Here is a 16,364-nt window from a genome sequence, read left to right as displayed (position 1 = left end):
TTATAAAAGTATGGAATAAGAGGAAGAAAAATGAAGTGGAAAATTGTAGCAGATTCAGGTTGCGACCTAATCAGTATTGAAAAAGAGTCATCCCAATTTGTTTTTGAAAGAGTACCATTAACACTACGTATCGGCAATCAAGTTTTCATTGATGATGCCTCATTAGACGTTGACGCAATGATGACAGCCATGAGTGAGTCGGAAACCGCAACCACATCAAGCTGTCCCAGCCCAGACGCCTTTTTACAGGCCTTCAAAGGAGCTGATAATGTTATAGCTATTACCATTACCGGAACATTGTCTGGCAGCCATAATAGTGCTCGCTTAGCAAAAGAAATGCTACTTGAAGAAAATCCAAATGCAAATATTCATGTCATCGATTCTCTATCAGCAGGTGGTGAAATGGATTTAATCGTTAAAGAAATTGTTAGATTGATTGAAGAAGGATTAGATTTCCAAGAGGTCGTTTCACAAATAACAGATTATCAAAAACAAACAGGATTACTGTTCGTATTAGCCAAAGTTGACAATCTTGTAAAAAATGGTCGACTCAATAAATTAATTGGTGCCATAGTAGGCTTATTGAACATTCGTATGGTTGGATGTGCTAGCCAAGAAGGAACTTTAGAGCTTTTGCAAAAAGCCAGAGGCCAAAAAAAAGCTGTTACAGCAGTGGTTGAAGAACTTGAAAAAGCAGGTTATAGAGGTGGAAAAATCTTTATAGCTCATCGTAATAATGAAAAAATTTGTCAACAAATTAAAGAAAAAGTACTTGCTCTTTATCCACAAACTCAGATTGACTTGTGTCCAACATCTGGATTATGTAGTTTTTATGCTGAAGAAGAAGGTATATTATTAGGCTACGAAAAATAAAAAGAAAGCAGATGACATACCATCTGCTTTCTTTTTATGGATTAGGGGTTGATTCACTTGGGGTATCTGTCGCAGGAACAGTTGGAGGAGTACTTGGAGCCTCAGGGCTTGGCGCAGGAGTACTTGGTGTTGCGGGTTGGACAGGTTCTCCAACACTTTGAGCGGGGGCTTGAGGAACATAGCTTTCAGCTGGTGCAACCGGACTTTCATAAATGGTTGCTTGTTCTGCATTTCCTGTGTTTGCATCACTTATAGTCGTGTCACTTGCAGCTTCTGACGATGTGGAGCTTGATTCAGGTGCTTGATCTGAAATGACAATTGCTCCTAATCGATTTAAGAGCTCATTTTTTTTGGTGAGATTTCCAATTTTATCAATGGCTTCTTTAGCTTTGTCTTTGGTTTCAAGACTAGGATTTTTTTCAGCCTCCTCAAGTGCTTTAATGGCTTCCTTTTCAATGGAGAAAGCTTTTTTTAGTTGATTTAGTCGCTCTTGGAGACGTAACTTAGTATCAGTTTTTTTCAACTGATTAATGGCTTTCTCAGCTTTTTCAATTGCTTCAAGACTTGGATTTTTCTCAGCTTTTTCTAGGGCGTCAATGGCCTTGCTTAACATATTACTTTTTTGAACTGTTTGTGTTTCTTTTTGTGTTAAGGCGTTTCCGATATGGTTTCTTGCAAAGAATAAATAAAAACTACCTGCAAGAATTAATGTTAAAAGACTCAAAATGAGAAATAGTTTTTCCGTATTTGATGGCTTCATTTCTTCTCCTTTTATTCTATTTCAAAAGCTATACGTCTTTATTATACACTTTACTTTGTGAGAATTAAAGCTTTGAAAAAAGCTTTAATAAGAAAAACAAAAAAAGCAATCCAAAACTGGTATATACCATTTACAAATCTTATAATTGAGCGTATAATGGTAGAAAAAGGGAGGTTTCAAATGACACGTTATATTAAAGCAGATTGTTTTTATTTTCCAAATCATGTTCAGTCTGGTGGATTTCTTGAAATCAAAGATGGTCAATTTGGACAGTGGTTACAAACTGTGTCAGAGGATGCTGAGATCATTGATTATAGTGGTTATCAGATTGCACCAGGTCTAGTAGATACTCATATTCATGGTTTTGCAGGTGCCGACGTTATGGATAATTCTGCAGAAGGAATCCACAAAATGAGTGAAGGCCTTTTATCAACAGGAGTGACTTCATTTTTACCAACAACATTAACGTCAAGTTTTGAACAGTTGGAAAAAGTTTCGGCAACGATTGCCTCAGTTGCCGATAAGGTTAAAGGTGCAAAAATCCAAGGAATATATTTTGAAGGACCATACTTTACAGAAGAATATAAAGGTGCACAAAACCCAATTTATATGAAAAATCCACGATTGGATGAATTTGATGCTTGGCAGAAAGCTGCAAATGGCCTTATTAAAAAAATAGCCTTGGCACCGGAACGTGAAGGTGTTGCAGAGTTTGTCACAACTCTTACTAAGAAGGGAGTGACTGTGGCCCTTGGGCATTCCAACGGGACTTATGAAGAAGCGAAAAAAATTGTGGATGCTGGTGCTAGTGTATGGGTACATGCCTATAACGGAATGCGCGGTTTAAGCCATCGGGAACCTGGTATGGTTGGGGCAGTTTATCATATTCCCAATACTTATGCAGAATTGATTTGTGATGGACACCATGTTTCACCAGTCGCATGTGATATTTTAATGCAACAAAAAGGACATGATCATGTTGCGCTAATTACAGATTGTATGCGTGCAGGTGGCGCTGAGGATGGGGATTATATGTTAGGTGAATTTCCTGTCAAAGTTGAAAATGGGACTGCTCGACTAAAAAGTAGCGGTAATTTAGCAGGTTCTATTTTACAATTAAAAGACGGCATTAAGAATGTGGTTGACTGGGGAATTGCAAGTCCTGCAGAAGCTATTCATATGGCTTCTTATGTGGCAGCAAAATCAGTTGGACTTGATCATATCTGTGGACAAATCAAGGAAGGCTATGCAGCTGATTTCATCGTTTTAGATAAGGCATTAGAATTGAAAGCAACCTATTTGGATGGTCAAAAAGCCTTTGAGGTTTAACAAAAAGCAAAAAGATTAAGATATCGCTTATCTTAATCTTTTTACTTTGCTTTAGCTTTAAATATGATGAAATATGAGAAAACAGGTTAATTTTTTCAAAAAATAATGATTTCAATGATTGTCAGAACAGAGGTGACCAATTGATAGTTGATTTTTTCATCATTTTGGCTTAGTTTTTAAAAAAGTCTCAGAAAACTTTTTCCAATAGCGTTGCTGTTTTCTTGGGTCCAATTAGTTCAAAATCTTTTTTTATCTCCCTATTCTTTTCTAGCAACAACAAATGCAAAAATCTTTTCAAATAAATGGTTTCTCTGGTTTTCAGATCAATTAGCTGAGTTATCCAAAATGGTTATTGTTTTGCTTGCAGCAACTTTTTTATATTATTTTGTTGCGGGCTATACTTCTGAAAAAGAATAAAAAAATTATTTCTTACCGATGTTCACTTTTTTTCTAACCTGGTTAATCTATTCCTCTAGTTATGATCTTGATAATGCATTTCCTATAGAACCAACCTGGTTATTTTTAGGATTCTTGGGAGTTGGACTCGATTTTTTAGGTCAAAAAATAGAAAAACAAAATCGGACAGTGACCCTCATTTTCTTTGTAATGGTTACTTTTTTGGCAATTAGTACAGGTAAGTTTTTGATGGCAAAAATGACTTTTGGCATGGATTTTTTAGAGGAAGCCATGAGTTCTTCACTAATTGGGAAAGGTCCCACAAGCCTTACTTCGGTATTCTTATGGTCGTCAGCAGGAATTTTCTTTCAAATGACGGGTTTAATGGTTCCTTCCATCTTTCAAAATCAGGCAATTGATTTGACGGTCACCAATGATAATTTACAGGCAGCTCTTACAGGTCATCTCACTTCAATCCCTCACTTTCATACTCTATATACCCTATGAGATAGTTTTGTAATGTTTGGATGCCTAGGGATGATTTTGCCGATGCTTTTTGCAATCATTCTTTACGCGAGAAAGCATAAAAATAAAAAATTATTAAAATTGGGCCACTTGCCCCTTATTCCTATTATAGTGGATCAACCATTAGCATTAATTTTAGGGTTACCCATTATACTAGAATCAATTCTTTTGATTCCCATGGTGATTGTGACCATAGGGGCTGAAGCTATAGGTGCTTTATTATTAACGCTAAAATGGATTAATCCTACTGTTTATGGGCCCCCTAGTCTGATTTTTGGTTTCTTAGCAAGTAATGGTGATTGGCGTTATTTTTTTTGCTGTTAGTTTAATCCTAGTCTTATCTACATTGGTATGTTTCCCTTTTTGTGCCATAATCACCGCCGCTTACTTTAGGATATCTAATTGCATTTCGAGTTCTTTATTGCGTTTCCTGAGTTCAATCAGCTCCCGCTGTTCATCTGTCAGATTATCAACAGACTTGAATGAACCTTTTGTTTTGGCTTGTCTGACCCACTTATCGAAGGTGGAAAGGGGTAAGTTCATATTCCTTGATGAGACTGCTACGCTTTCTACCAGCATTGTAAAGGTCAACAATTTGTTGCTTATAATCATCGGTGAAGTGACGACGTACTTTTCTAGACATGGTTTTTCTCCTATTTTTTTTAAGTGTAGAACACTTTATAATTTCTGTCTAGTTTAATGTAACCTATTCAGGATCAGATATAAGATAACCAGATAGACTTGTCTATTCAAAAATCTAAAAGCAGAGCTAATTTTTGATTGCTTCAAAATTTTCTTAAGTTGTGAAAGGAATTTAAACATTAGATGCTTGTTGTATCAGGTTTAAACTATCATTTAGTAATACAACTAAAGAATGTTAATCAGATTGAATCAGTTGATTCAGTCTTTTTTTTGCGTTGACAAGTATAACCTGCTTATATATAATCGTTTTATCATAAAATTAACGAAAAATGAAAGAGGTTAAACAATGGTTCTAATCATTATGCTAAGCATGTTCATTGTTAGATTACTATTTCTAAAAATATCAATAAAAAACGAAAAAAACATTCTTGCCAATGGAGGTAGAGAATTCGGTAAGATAAATAGTCAATTTTTAACATTGCTACACATATTAGTTTATTTTTTTGCGACACTTGAAGCCATTCTAAAAAAAGTTCCCTTTGATACTTGGAGTTTATTTGGAGTTTCTTTAATGATTTTCTCATTGTTCGTTTTGTATTGGGTTACCCAGCTACTAGAAGGAATTTGGACTGTAAAACTAATGATTGCAAAAAATCACAAATTTGTTGATCACTGGTTATTTCGCTATATTAAGCACCCCAATTATTTTCTAAATATTTGTCCAGAATTAATAGGCATAGCTCTGCTCTGTCATGCTAAAGTAACAGCAATGGTACTTTTTCCATTATATGCCATCACAATCGCCATTCGAATCCATGAAGAAAATAGATTGATTAAGGAAGTGATTATTCCAAATGGCTATCTTAAAAAAGTGCTTAATACTTAGCTTATGTTTTCTAAAAGATAAAAAATGCTTGTTTCCATGAAAGATATTCGCTTCAATAAAAAAAGTAAGGTTTCATTTCTGACATTTAAAAACCTACTGCTTTCTTTATTTTATGGACAAAATAATGATGATATGCTAAAATGGGTTTCAGAAAGAAGTTCATTTCTCTTTTACAGAAGCGAGTTCAGGATGGTGAAAGCTGAGCGTAGAAATTAATGAATAAGGCACTTTCCTATATATCTTTATGAAATAATAACGAAGTCATAAACTAGGGTGGAACCGCGTCTCTACGCCCCTATACAGTTACTAGCTGTATAGGGGCAGGAAGATAGGTTTCACCTTTTTAATTTGTTAAGGTTTCAAGCTTGAAGTTGGGATATAAAATCTTTTGGAAAATGATATCGATTTTAAACTTCAGCTAGTGAAAGTACTTGTTTGCTCATATGAGCAGAATCGACTAAGAAAGTTTATGTTGATTGACTAACTTAAAAGGAGGACTATTATGTCTAAAAAATTAACATTTCAAGAAATTATTTTGACTTTACAACAATTTTGGAATGATAAGGGCTGTATGTTGATGCAAGCCTATGATAATGAAAAGGGTGCAGGTACAATGAGTCCCTATACCTTTCTTAGAGCAATTGGACCAGAACCTTGGAATGCTGCATATGTAGAACCAAGTCGTCGTCCTGCAGATGGCCGGTATGGTGAAAACCCTAATCGCCTTTACCAACATCATCAGTTCCAAGTGGTGATGAAACCTTCACCTTCAAACATTCAAGAATTGTATCTCGAATCGTTAGAAAAGTTAGGCATCAATCCATTGGAGCATGACATACGATTTGTTGAAGACAACTGGGAAAATCCATCAACAGGTTCAGCAGGATTGGGATGGGAAGTTTGGTTGGATGGAATGGAAATTACGCAATTCACTTATTTCCAACAAGTTGGTGGTTTAGCTACTCAGCCTGTAACTTCAGAAGTAACTTATGGTTTAGAACGCCTAGCTTCATACATCCAAGAAGTTGATTCTGTTTATGATATTGAATGGTCACCAGGCGTCAAATATGGTGAAATTTTCTTACAACCAGAATATGAGCATTCTAAATATTCTTTTGAAATTTCAGATCAAGTGATGTTACTTGAAAACTTTGAAAAATTTGAAAAAGAAGCAAGTCGCGCTTTAGAGGAAGGTCTTGTTCACCCAGCTTACGACTATGTATTAAAATGTTCTCATACCTTTAACTTGTTAGATGCTAGAGGTGCTGTATCAGTAACCGAAAGAGCTGGTTATATTGCACGGATCCGTAATCTTGCACGACTTGTTGCCAAAACCTTTGTAGCGGAGCGTCGTAAACTGGGTTATCCCCTTTTGGATGAGGCTACACGAGTAGAACTATTAAAAGAGGAGGCAGAATAATGACTAAAAATTTACTTCTTGAATTAGGTCTTGAAGAATTACCTGCATATGTCGTAACAAAAAGTGAGATGCAATTAGGTGAAAAAGTAGCATCCTTTCTGAAAGAAAATCGACTGTCATTTGAAAGTATTCAAACATTCTCAACACCACGTCGTTTGGCGGTGAGAGTAATAGGCTTAGCTGAGAAACAAGAAGATTTAATTGAAGATTTTAAAGGACCTTCTAAAAAAATTGCTTTAGACGAGAATGGTGAATTTTCAAAGGCTGCTCAAGGTTTTGTAAGAGGTAAAGGTTTAACAACCGATGCTATTGAATTCCGAACTATCAAAGGTGAGGAATATGTTTATGTCACAAAACATGAAAATGGTAAAGATGCAGAGGAAGTCTTAAAAGATATCCCATCAGTATTGTCTAGTTTAACTTTTCCAGTTTCAATGCATTGGGCTAACCACACATTTGAATATATTCGTCCAGTACATACTTTAACTGTATTATTAGATGATAATGCCTTAGATTTAGATTTCTTGGATATTCACTCTGGGCAAAAATCACGTGGACATCGTTTCTTAGGAAAAGAAGTTACTATCGAAAATGCCAATTCTTATGAGTCAGATTTGAAAACCGTTTTCGTCATTGTTGATCCTAAGGAACGTCAACAAATGATTCTTGATCAAATTAAGGCAATAGAAATTGCTGAAAATGTTGCCGTTGATATTGATGAAGACTTATTAAACGAAGTTTTAAATTTAGTTGAATATCCAACTGCCTTCATGGGAACCTTTGATCAAAAGTACTTAGATGTGCCGGAAGAAGTTTTAGTGACTTCGATGAAAAATCATCAACGTTATTTTGTGGTGCGTGACAAAAATGGCCATTTATTACCTAATTTTATCTCTGTCCGTAATGGAAACTCAGAATATATTGAAAATGTCATTAAAGGAAATGAAAAAGTTTTAGTGGCACGTCTTGAAGATGGTGAATTCTTCTGGAAAGAGGATCAGAAACTAAACATTGAGGATTTGGTAGCGAAACTAGCAAACGTCACTTTCCATGAAAAAATTGGTTCTCTCTCTGAGCATATGGCCCGCACTAAAGTCATTGCAAGTCATTTGGCAGAAAAAGTAGGTCTATCAGATCAAGAACGACAAGCCCTTGACCGTGCTAGTCAGATTTATAAGTTTGACTTGCTAACAGGAATGGTAGGTGAGTTTGATGAGTTACAAGGTATCATGGGAGAAAAGTATGCCTTGCTAGCTGGAGAGTCGGCAATGGTAGCAACAGCCATTCGTGAACATTATCTTCCAAACTCAGCTGAAGGCGCTCTTCCAGAAAGTAAAGTAGGTGCATTACTAGCATTGGCTGATAAATTGGACACTTTACTATCTTTCTTCTCAGTAGATCTTATACCAAGTGGCTCAAATGATCCCTATGCATTACGTAGGGCTACACAAGGAATAGTCCGTATTTTAGAAGCTTTTGGCTGGAATATTCCGATGGATGCTCTTGTTGAAAACTGTTATCAATTGCCATTTGAGAGCCTCACTTATACGAATAAAGATCAAGTGATGTCATTCATTTCTGCCCGTGTCGACAAAATGATGGGCAAAGCCATTCCAAAAGATATTCGTGATGCAGTGCTTGCTTCTACTAACTATCAAGTTCCACAAATGTTAGAAACGGCTCAAGCATTGGTAAGTGCTTCACAAAGCCAAGGCTATAAAACAGCAGTTGAAAACTTATCGCGTGTCTTTAATTTGGCGGAAAAAGCTGAGCAAGAACCTCAAATTAATAGTGACCTTTTTGAAAATGATGAAGAAATAGCTTTGTACAAAGCTATTGAAAACCTCAACCTTGAAGGCAATGCCAAAGAAAAAGTAGAACAATTGTTTGCTTTAAATGATGTTATTGTGAACTTTTTTGATCATACAATGGTTATGGTCGAAGACGTTAATGTCAAAAATAATCGTTTAGCACTCTTGTCTAGCTTAGTTTCAAAAGCTCAGACACTTGCACAATTTAATCTTTTAAATAGCAAGTAAAAACGCATTAAAAATAAAAGAAAGGATAAAACTTGTCTTGATGACAAGTCCAATATCAATTATGGATCCTAAAAAAATTGCTCGGATTAATGAACTGGCTAAAAAGAAAAAAACGGTTGGTTTAACAGGTCCTGAGAAAGTTGAACAAGCTAAGTTACGCGAAGAATACATTGAAGGTTACCGTCGTTCAGTTCGTCACCATATCGAAGGAATCAAACTTGTTGACGAAAAAGGAAACGATGTCACTCCTGAAAAATTAAAACAAATTCAACGTGAAAAAGGGCTACATGGACGCTCCCTAGATGACCCAAAATCTTAAAGAAAGAAACTAGAAATGTTCTAGTTTCTTTTTTTATCACAAATTTGAGACCTAGATGAAATTTGTGATAATACATTATTCAAGAAATTTGATATAATAGAATTATCAAAAAAGAAATCGCTTACCTAAGGAGGAAAAGACATGTCAGAAGAGAAGTACATTATGGCCATTGATCAAGGAACTACGAGTTCTCGTGCCATTATCTTTAACAAAAAAGGGGAAAAAATTGCCAGTAGCCAAAAAGAGTTCCCACAGATTTTTCCACAAGCTGGTTGGGTTGAGCATAATGCTAATCAAATTTGGAACTCTGTACAATCAGTCATAGCAGGTGCTTTTATTGAATCGAGTATAAAACCAGGTCAGATTGAAGCAATTGGAATAACCAATCAACGTGAGACCACAGTTATCTGGGATAAAAAAACAGGTCTTCCTATTTATAATGCTATAGTATGGCAATCTCGTCAAACGGCACCAATTGCTGACCAATTAAAAGAAGATGGCTATACTGATTTGATTCATGAAAAAACAGGTCTTGTCATTGATGCTTATTTCTCTGCAACAAAGATTAGATGGATTCTTGACCATGTTCCAGGAGCACAAGAAAGAGCTGAAAAAGGTGAACTGCTATTTGGAACGATTGATACTTGGTTAGTTTGGAAACTAACTGATGGGGCTGCACATGTTACAGATTACTCGAATGCGGCTAGAACAATGCTATACAATATTAAGGAGTTGAAATGGGACGAAGAGATTTTAAAACTTCTTAATATTCCGAAAGCTATTCTTCCAGAGGTCAAATCCAATTCTGAAGTTTATGGAAAAACTGCAGCCTTTCATTTTTATGGGGGTGAAGTTCCTATTTCGGGAATGGCGGGCGACCAACAAGCGGCATTATTTGGTCAATTAGCATTTGAACCAGGTATGGTAAAAAATACCTATGGAACAGGATCTTTTATCATTATGAATACTGGCGAAGACATGCAATTATCTGAAAACAATCTATTAACTACAATTGGTTATGGAATAAATGGTAAAGTCTATTACGCCCTTGAAGGTTCAATTTTTATAGCAGGAAGTGCTATTCAATGGTTACGTGATGGATTACGGATGATTGAAACCTCTCCAGAATCTGAAGCCTTAGCATTAGCTTCAACTAGTGACGATGAAATTTATGTTGTACCTGCTTTTACAGGTTTAGGAGCACCTTATTGGAATTCAAATGCACGAGGATCTGTTTTTGGATTAACACGTGGTACAACGAAAGAAGATTTTGTTAAAGCAACCTTGCAATCAATAGCTTATCAAGTTCGTGATGTCATTGATACGATGCAAATTGATTCTGGGATTGACATTCAACAACTCAGAGTTGATGGAGGTGCTGCCATGAATAATTTATTAATGCAGTTCCAAGCAGATATTTTGGGAATTGATATTGCTAGAGCAAAAAATCTTGAAACAACTGCTTTAGGAGCGGCCTTCTTAGCAGGTCTTGCCGTTGGTTACTGGGAAGATTTGGATTCTTTAAAAGAACTCAATGAGACTGGTCAATTATTCAAAGCAAGTATGAATGAATCTCGAAAAGAAAAACTATATAAAGGATGGAAAAAAGCAGTAATGGCCACACAGATTTTCGCTGAGGAATAGGAAGGTTAAAAAAGGAGGAAAGAATGGAATTTTCAAGAGAAACGAGAAGACTTGCCCTTCAAAAAATGCAAGAACGAGATTTAGATTTGCTAATAATTGGCGGGGGGATTACTGGTGCAGGGGTAGCACTTCAAGCAGCGGCTAGCGGTTTAGATATTGGCCTTATTGAAATGCAAGATTTTGCAGAAGGTACTTCAAGTCGCTCTACCAAATTAGTTCACGGTGGTTTGCGTTATTTAAAACAATTTGATGTTGAAGTTGTTTCAGATACTGTTTCTGAACGCGCTGTGGTTCAACAGATTGCACCTCATATTCCAAAACCAGATCCAATGTTGCTACCTGTCTATGATGAACCTGGAAGTACCTTTAACATGTTCCGTTTAAAAGTAGCAATGGATTTATATGATTTGTTAGCAGGTGTTAGCAATACGCCTGCAGCAAATAAAGTATTAACAAAAGAAGAAGTTTTAGAAAAACAACCTAATCTTCAAAAGGAAAACCTTTTAGGGGGTGGAGTTTACCTTGACTATAGAAACAATGATGCTCGCTTAGTTATCGAAAATATTAAAAGAGCTAATAGAGATGGTGCGCTTATTGCGAGTCATGTCAAAGCTGAAGATTTTATTTTTGATGATTTTGGGAAAGTCATTGGTGTTGTTGCAAAAGACTTGTTTACAGATGAAATAATAAAGATAAAAGCAAAGACTGTTATCAATACAACTGGTCCGTGGAGTGATACTGTTCGCAATTTCTCAAATAAGGGAGAGAAAATCAAACAAATGAGACCAACTAAGGGAGTACATCTTGTTGTAGACCGTCAAAAGTTAAACGTTACTCAGCCTATTTATGTTGATACTGGTTTGAAAGATGGCCGAATGGTATTTGTTTTACCACGTGAGGAAAAAACCTATTTTGGAACAACTGATACAGATTATTCAGGCGATCTAAAACACCCAACTGTGACTAAAGAAGATGTCGATTATTTACTAGATGTCATTAATAGACGTTTCCCTGAAGCAAATCTAAGTATTGATGACATTGAAAGTTCTTGGGCAGGATTACGTCCGCTTTTAGCAGGAAATAGTGCTTCAGATTATAATGGAGGCAATAGCGGCAAACTATCTGATAATAGCTTTGAAAACCTTATTCAAACGGTTCAAGAATATGTTGATCAAAAAGTAGATAGAGCAACAGTTGAACAGGCAATCCACTCTGTTGAAACAAGTAATTCAGAAAAAGATTTAGACCCATCATCAGTTTCTCGAGGGTCAAGTTTTGAAAGAGACGAAAATGGCTTATTTACACTAGCAGGTGGAAAAATCACAGACTATCGGAAAATGGCCGAGGGTGCTTTAAAAGGAATTATTGCTGTACTGCAAAAAGATTTTGGTAAAAGCTTTAAATTAATCAATTCAACAACTTATCCAGTTTCAGGTGGAGAACTTAATCCTGCTAAAGTGGATTCTGAATTAGAAGCCTATGCTCAACTCGGAACCCTTAGTGGATTATCCATGTCTGATGCGCGATATTTGGCTAATCTTTATGGATCAAATGCTCCAAAAGTGTTTGCCTTAACTCGAAAAATTAAAGCATGTAAAGACTTAAGTTTAGCAGAAACCTTATCTCTTTATTATGCAATGGATTATGAAATGGCTTTAAGACCGACGGATTATTTCTTAAGAAGAACAAATCACATGCTCTTTAATCGTAAAGAGATGGAATCCTTGATTCAACCTGTAATTGCAGAAATGGCTTCTCATTTTGATTGGACAGAAGTTGAAAAACAAACATATGAAAATGAGTTGATACAGACATTAAAAGATAATGATTTAGAAAGCTTAAAAGCAAAATAGGAGAAAATAAAAATGGATATATTTGGAGAATTTCTAGGAACAGCTTTGTTGATTCTTTTAGGAAATGGTGTCGTTGCAGGCGTTGTTCTACCTAAAACAAAAAATAATAACTCAGGTTGGATTGTTATTGCAACAGGTTGGGGAATTGCGGTTGCAGTTTCAGCATTTATTTCAGGCAAAATGGCACCAGCCCACCTTAATCCTGCTGTCAGCATAGCTTTTGCTTTAAATCATACCATTTCTTGGGGAACGGCTTTGTCTTATTCAATAGCTCAGATGCTGGGTGCTATGCTAGGTTCACTATTGGTTTATTTGCAATATAAACCACATTACCAAGCTGCTGAAAATTCAGCTGATATTTTAGGGACTTTTGCAACGGGTCCTGCTATTAAAGATACTGCTTCAAACCTAATCAGTGAAATTTTTGGTACCTTTGTACTTATGTTAGGGATTCTCTCTTTTGGTTTATATGATATGCCAGTAGGTTTGGGAACATTATGTGTAGGTGTCCTAATTATTGGAATTGGCTTATCACTCGGAGGAACAACAGGATATGCTATTAATCCTGCGCGAGATTTAGGTCCTCGCATCATTCATGCAGTTTTACCAATAAAAAATAAGGGTAATTCTGACTGGAGTTATTCATGGATTCCAGTTGTAGGTCCAATAATCGGTGCCTGTTTAGCAGTCTTATTATTCCAAATCATGAAATAGTAAGTATAAGCTCAATCAAATGGTTGAGCTTTTTCTTGCTTTATGACAATACAATAAGGAATTGATATAATGACATTATGAAGAAAATACATATATTAGGAGCCTCCTTTTCGGGGAAAGCTTGTGCTCTTAAACTGGCTCAACTCATGCCAGAACTTGAGATAATTCTCATCGATAAAGAAGTGGATGCTCAGTACATCCCGAATGGCGTTAATGACCAGCTACGAGGAAAAATAATAGACTTGGCAGAGTCCAAAATGGAGTTGTGGAATGATGAAGAAATCTGTCAGAGGTTGATTGTTACTCATGCTGAAGTTTTGGAGATTAGATCAAAAGAACAAGTGCTTTTATTACGTTACCCTAATAATGAGCTTAAAATTGAACCGTATGAAACGCTTATTTGTGCGATGGGATCTATCGCAAAATCGCAATATATTAAAGGCAGTGACTTGGATGGCGTATTAACCACAAAAACCTTTAAGGAAAGTCAAAAAGCTTTGGAGATGATAAAAGGAAAAGAAGATATTATCATCGTAGGAGCAGGGATTATTGGAATTGATTTGGCATATAGTTTATCATTACAAGGAAAAAAGGTAACCTTGTTAGAAGCTACTGATACAATTCAATTTCGTCAATTTGATAAAGAAATGATGATACCTCTTCAAGCAGAAATGGAGGCTGTCGGCATTAGGATTGTTAAGAATGTAAGGGTTAAGGAGATTAGTCAGACCAATTCAGGGAACTTGAGATTAATATCTGATTCTGGGCAAAGTTATGAAGGCGAACGGGTTCTTCTTGCAGTTAATTTCAGGCCTAATAGTCATCTTTTGGAAAGTGTTGTTGAACGGTCTTTAGACAAAACGGTTAAAGTTAATAAAAACTTAAGAACCTCAGACCCTCATATCTATGCCATTGGTGATTTAATTGCCCTACCCTTGTCAACTATTCATTTACCATATTATAGTCCTTTGATTAACCAAGCTATTAAAACTGGTCAATATTTAGCCTACCATTTAGCAGGTATTGATTTACCTCCTTTACAGCAGACAAAGGTTATAGGTAGTCATTCTTTTAACCTTTATCAATCTAGTGTAGGACTTACTGAGGAAGAGGGATCTTTATATGAAGATTTGGTTAGTCACTGTCAAAAGATTCAATCAGATGATAATTCTTCTGCTTTAGCCTGGTTAAAATTAATTGCTCGAAGAAAAGATGGCCGTATAGTAGGTTGTCAGATTATTTCTAAAGATAATCATCTATTGCTTATTAACCAAGTAGCACAGGCCATTTCTATCCAATTATCAGATAGCGAATTAGCCTTTCAAGACTTTGTCTTTCTCAAAGGAGAAAGTGAAATGGCATTCCTCTTACATGAAGCGGCTTTGGGCCTATTTGAAAAGAGGTTATTGCTATGAAAATTGATCAGTTAATGGATAAGGAGAGTAGAGCTCAATATCAATTATTAGTATACTTATATGAACGAAAAGACGGCGCTTCGATTAAAGAAGTTCTACAGAAAATGGGATTAACAAAAGTGACTTTAATAAAGTACATTTCTAATCTCAATACTTTATTTCAAGAAAATAATTTGTCTTGTATCGTTTGTGTGGATGATATCAATATAAAAGTCTTAGAAAAGCATCATTTTACTTGGCAGGAGGTTATCTCACTCCTATTACAAAATTCGATTTCATATCAAATTTTAAAGTATTTGATGTGTAATGAATTTTTCAATGTAACATTTTTAGCCCAAGAGTTAGCAGTAAGTGAGGCAACCTTTAATCGTCAATTATCGTTTATTAATTCTTGTTTAGAAGAATTTGATATTGCTATTTATCAGGGAAAACAAGTTGGAAGTGAATTAAACTGGCGTTATTTTTATTTTGAACTTTTTCAAGTCACACTAACAGAATATGAATGGAAAAAAATGTGTAGCGATCTTGATTTTGATCATTTAAGTTATTTATGTGAAAAGATAATCGGTGAAAAACTACCTACTAAAAAAGTGAGTGACTTAGCATTATGGCTTGCTATTTCCCAAAAACGTTTGCTCTTTCAAAAAGACAAAAAATTACCTCTTCATATTGAGGTTGACTATATTGAAGAAAACGTTTTTTATAAACGTTTAGAACGTCTCATGTTGCGTTTCTTAAGTCGATATGCCATTGAATTTGATCGTTTTGAATCAAAAAGTCTCTTTATTTTTTTACATTCCCATCATATACTACCCATAAGAACTATGGAATATATACTTGGATTTGGAGGTCCGATTTCTGATAAGATATCAGAAGCCTTGTGGCTTTTAAAAAAAGCACAAATTATTGCTGATAAAACCAAAGAAGAAATCATTTATGCATTGGGTATTTTTTTCTCAAAGTCAACTTTCTTTAATGGAACCATCTTGGCAAGTGATAGCAATGATAAGACACTCTATCAGTTAGTTTCTGATGAGGATATAGATAAAATAGAACTAGTTTTGCGACATCTTTTTATTCTATGTGGCGATAAAGGTGAAAGTTCAGATTTGGCTATTCAGTTAAGATCATATTTATTGGAACTTTTGGTTTTTTCTATTGAACGTCACCATAAACCTCTAAAAATTGCACTAGAAATCGGTGCTCATTCTGTTAAAAATGCTATGATTCAATTAAGTATTCAAAGTTATTTAGACAATAATAGGAATTACCAATTTGTTTCTTTATCTGAAAAAGCAGATTGTCTTATCACTTTTGAAAATAGGATACAAGAATTGGCAATCCCACATTTTCATTTAAAATCTTATACGTCACCTTTTGAACTAAGTGAATTACAGCTTTTCTTAGAGGACAGATTAAAAGCCAAAAACAGTCCTCTAGAATATAAATAAATTAATATGATATTGGAGGTCTAATTTTGAACACAAAGGTGTGTGATACTTGGTCTTTATAAATAACACTCACCTTTTTATAATGATAGTAGATGCTT

At 35.3% G+C, this 16,364-nt stretch carries 14 protein-coding genes and 1 pseudogene; 13 read left to right on the top strand and 2 right to left on the bottom strand.

Features of this window, described 5'->3' with window-relative positions; all coding sequences use genetic code 11:
- The first annotated feature begins 30 nt into the window (after positions 1 to 30).
- The gene (locus tag DQM95_RS07960; RefSeq protein WP_015911759.1) at positions 31 to 873 is read left to right on the top strand and encodes a DegV family protein; all 843 of its coding nucleotides are present in this window, start codon (positions 31 to 33) and stop codon (positions 871 to 873) included.
- Between the two features lie 34 nt (positions 874 to 907).
- Here the strand turns inward: DQM95_RS07960 and DQM95_RS07955 are convergent, their stop codons facing one another.
- The gene (locus DQM95_RS07955; RefSeq protein ID WP_015911758.1) at positions 908 to 1,633 is read right to left on the bottom strand and encodes a lipoprotein; all 726 of its coding nucleotides are present in this window, start codon (positions 1,631 to 1,633) and stop codon (positions 908 to 910) included.
- A gap of 180 nt (positions 1,634 to 1,813) precedes the next feature.
- Here DQM95_RS07955 and nagA point away from each other — a divergent pair, with 180 nt between their 5' ends.
- The 3 genes from nagA (at position 1,814) to DQM95_RS07935 (ending at position 4,207) form a co-directional block, all read left to right on the top strand.
- Positions 1,814 to 2,962 (top strand): N-acetylglucosamine-6-phosphate deacetylase, encoded by a 1,149-nt coding sequence (gene nagA / locus DQM95_RS07950; RefSeq protein ID WP_015911757.1) that lies wholly within the window; start codon positions 1,814 to 1,816, stop codon positions 2,960 to 2,962.
- A gap of 645 nt (positions 2,963 to 3,607) precedes the next feature.
- The gene (locus DQM95_RS10005) at positions 3,608 to 3,865 is read left to right on the top strand and encodes a hypothetical protein (protein ID WP_145959611.1); all 258 of its coding nucleotides are present in this window, start codon (positions 3,608 to 3,610) and stop codon (positions 3,863 to 3,865) included.
- Positions 3,866 to 3,907: 42 nt separating this feature from the next.
- On the top strand, positions 3,908 to 4,207 hold the full coding sequence (locus DQM95_RS07935; protein ID WP_145959610.1) for a hypothetical protein: 300 nt from the start codon (positions 3,908 to 3,910) through the stop codon (positions 4,205 to 4,207).
- Here DQM95_RS07935 and DQM95_RS07930 read toward each other — a convergent pair.
- A pseudogene (locus tag DQM95_RS07930) lies at positions 4,199 to 4,526 on the bottom strand (transposase); the annotation flags it as partial. The gene DQM95_RS07935 and the pseudogene DQM95_RS07930 overlap by 9 nt on opposite strands.
- A gap of 345 nt (positions 4,527 to 4,871) precedes the next feature.
- Here DQM95_RS07930 and DQM95_RS07925 point away from each other — a divergent pair.
- From DQM95_RS07925 to DQM95_RS07880, 9 genes are all read left to right on the top strand, one after another.
- Complete coding sequence (locus DQM95_RS07925) at positions 4,872 to 5,411, top strand: isoprenylcysteine carboxyl methyltransferase family protein (protein WP_037593483.1); 540 nt, start codon at positions 4,872 to 4,874, stop codon at positions 5,409 to 5,411.
- A 502-nt stretch (positions 5,412 to 5,913) separates the two neighbouring features.
- The gene (glyQ, locus tag DQM95_RS07915; protein WP_037593481.1) at positions 5,914 to 6,831 is read left to right on the top strand and encodes a glycine--tRNA ligase subunit alpha; all 918 of its coding nucleotides are present in this window, start codon (positions 5,914 to 5,916) and stop codon (positions 6,829 to 6,831) included.
- Positions 6,831 to 8,870: a glycine--tRNA ligase subunit beta gene (glyS, locus tag DQM95_RS07910; RefSeq protein ID WP_015911754.1), complete on the top strand. Its 2,040-nt coding sequence runs from the start codon at positions 6,831 to 6,833 to the stop codon at positions 8,868 to 8,870. Before glyQ ends, glyS begins: the two co-directional genes overlap by 1 nt.
- Before the next feature lie 61 nt (positions 8,871 to 8,931).
- The gene (locus tag DQM95_RS07905) at positions 8,932 to 9,189 is read left to right on the top strand and encodes a DUF896 family protein (protein ID WP_037593488.1); all 258 of its coding nucleotides are present in this window, start codon (positions 8,932 to 8,934) and stop codon (positions 9,187 to 9,189) included.
- 141 nt (positions 9,190 to 9,330) lie between these two features.
- The gene (gene glpK, locus DQM95_RS07900) at positions 9,331 to 10,833 is read left to right on the top strand and encodes a glycerol kinase GlpK (RefSeq protein WP_015911752.1); all 1,503 of its coding nucleotides are present in this window, start codon (positions 9,331 to 9,333) and stop codon (positions 10,831 to 10,833) included.
- A 23-nt stretch (positions 10,834 to 10,856) separates the two neighbouring features.
- Complete coding sequence (gene glpO, locus DQM95_RS07895; RefSeq protein ID WP_037593480.1) at positions 10,857 to 12,686, top strand: type 1 glycerol-3-phosphate oxidase; 1,830 nt, start codon at positions 10,857 to 10,859, stop codon at positions 12,684 to 12,686.
- A 12-nt stretch (positions 12,687 to 12,698) separates the two neighbouring features.
- Positions 12,699 to 13,400 carry an MIP/aquaporin family protein gene (locus DQM95_RS07890; RefSeq protein WP_015911750.1) on the top strand — a complete coding sequence of 234 codons (702 nt, stop codon included), beginning with the start codon at positions 12,699 to 12,701 and terminating at the stop codon, positions 13,398 to 13,400.
- A 77-nt stretch (positions 13,401 to 13,477) separates the two neighbouring features.
- Positions 13,478 to 14,815: an NAD(P)/FAD-dependent oxidoreductase gene (locus DQM95_RS07885; protein ID WP_046389616.1), complete on the top strand. Its 1,338-nt coding sequence runs from the start codon at positions 13,478 to 13,480 to the stop codon at positions 14,813 to 14,815.
- Positions 14,812 to 16,266, top strand: coding sequence for a helix-turn-helix domain-containing protein (locus tag DQM95_RS07880; RefSeq protein ID WP_037593478.1), 1,455 nt, complete (start codon positions 14,812 to 14,814; stop codon positions 16,264 to 16,266). The genes DQM95_RS07885 and DQM95_RS07880 overlap by 4 nt, the downstream gene beginning before the upstream one ends.
- The last annotated feature ends 98 nt before the right edge of the window (positions 16,267 to 16,364 follow it).

The organism is Streptococcus uberis (assembly GCF_900475595.1).
Taxonomy (GTDB): domain Bacteria; phylum Bacillota; class Bacilli; order Lactobacillales; family Streptococcaceae; genus Streptococcus; species Streptococcus uberis.
This window is presented reverse-complemented; position numbering and strand designations above follow the sequence as displayed.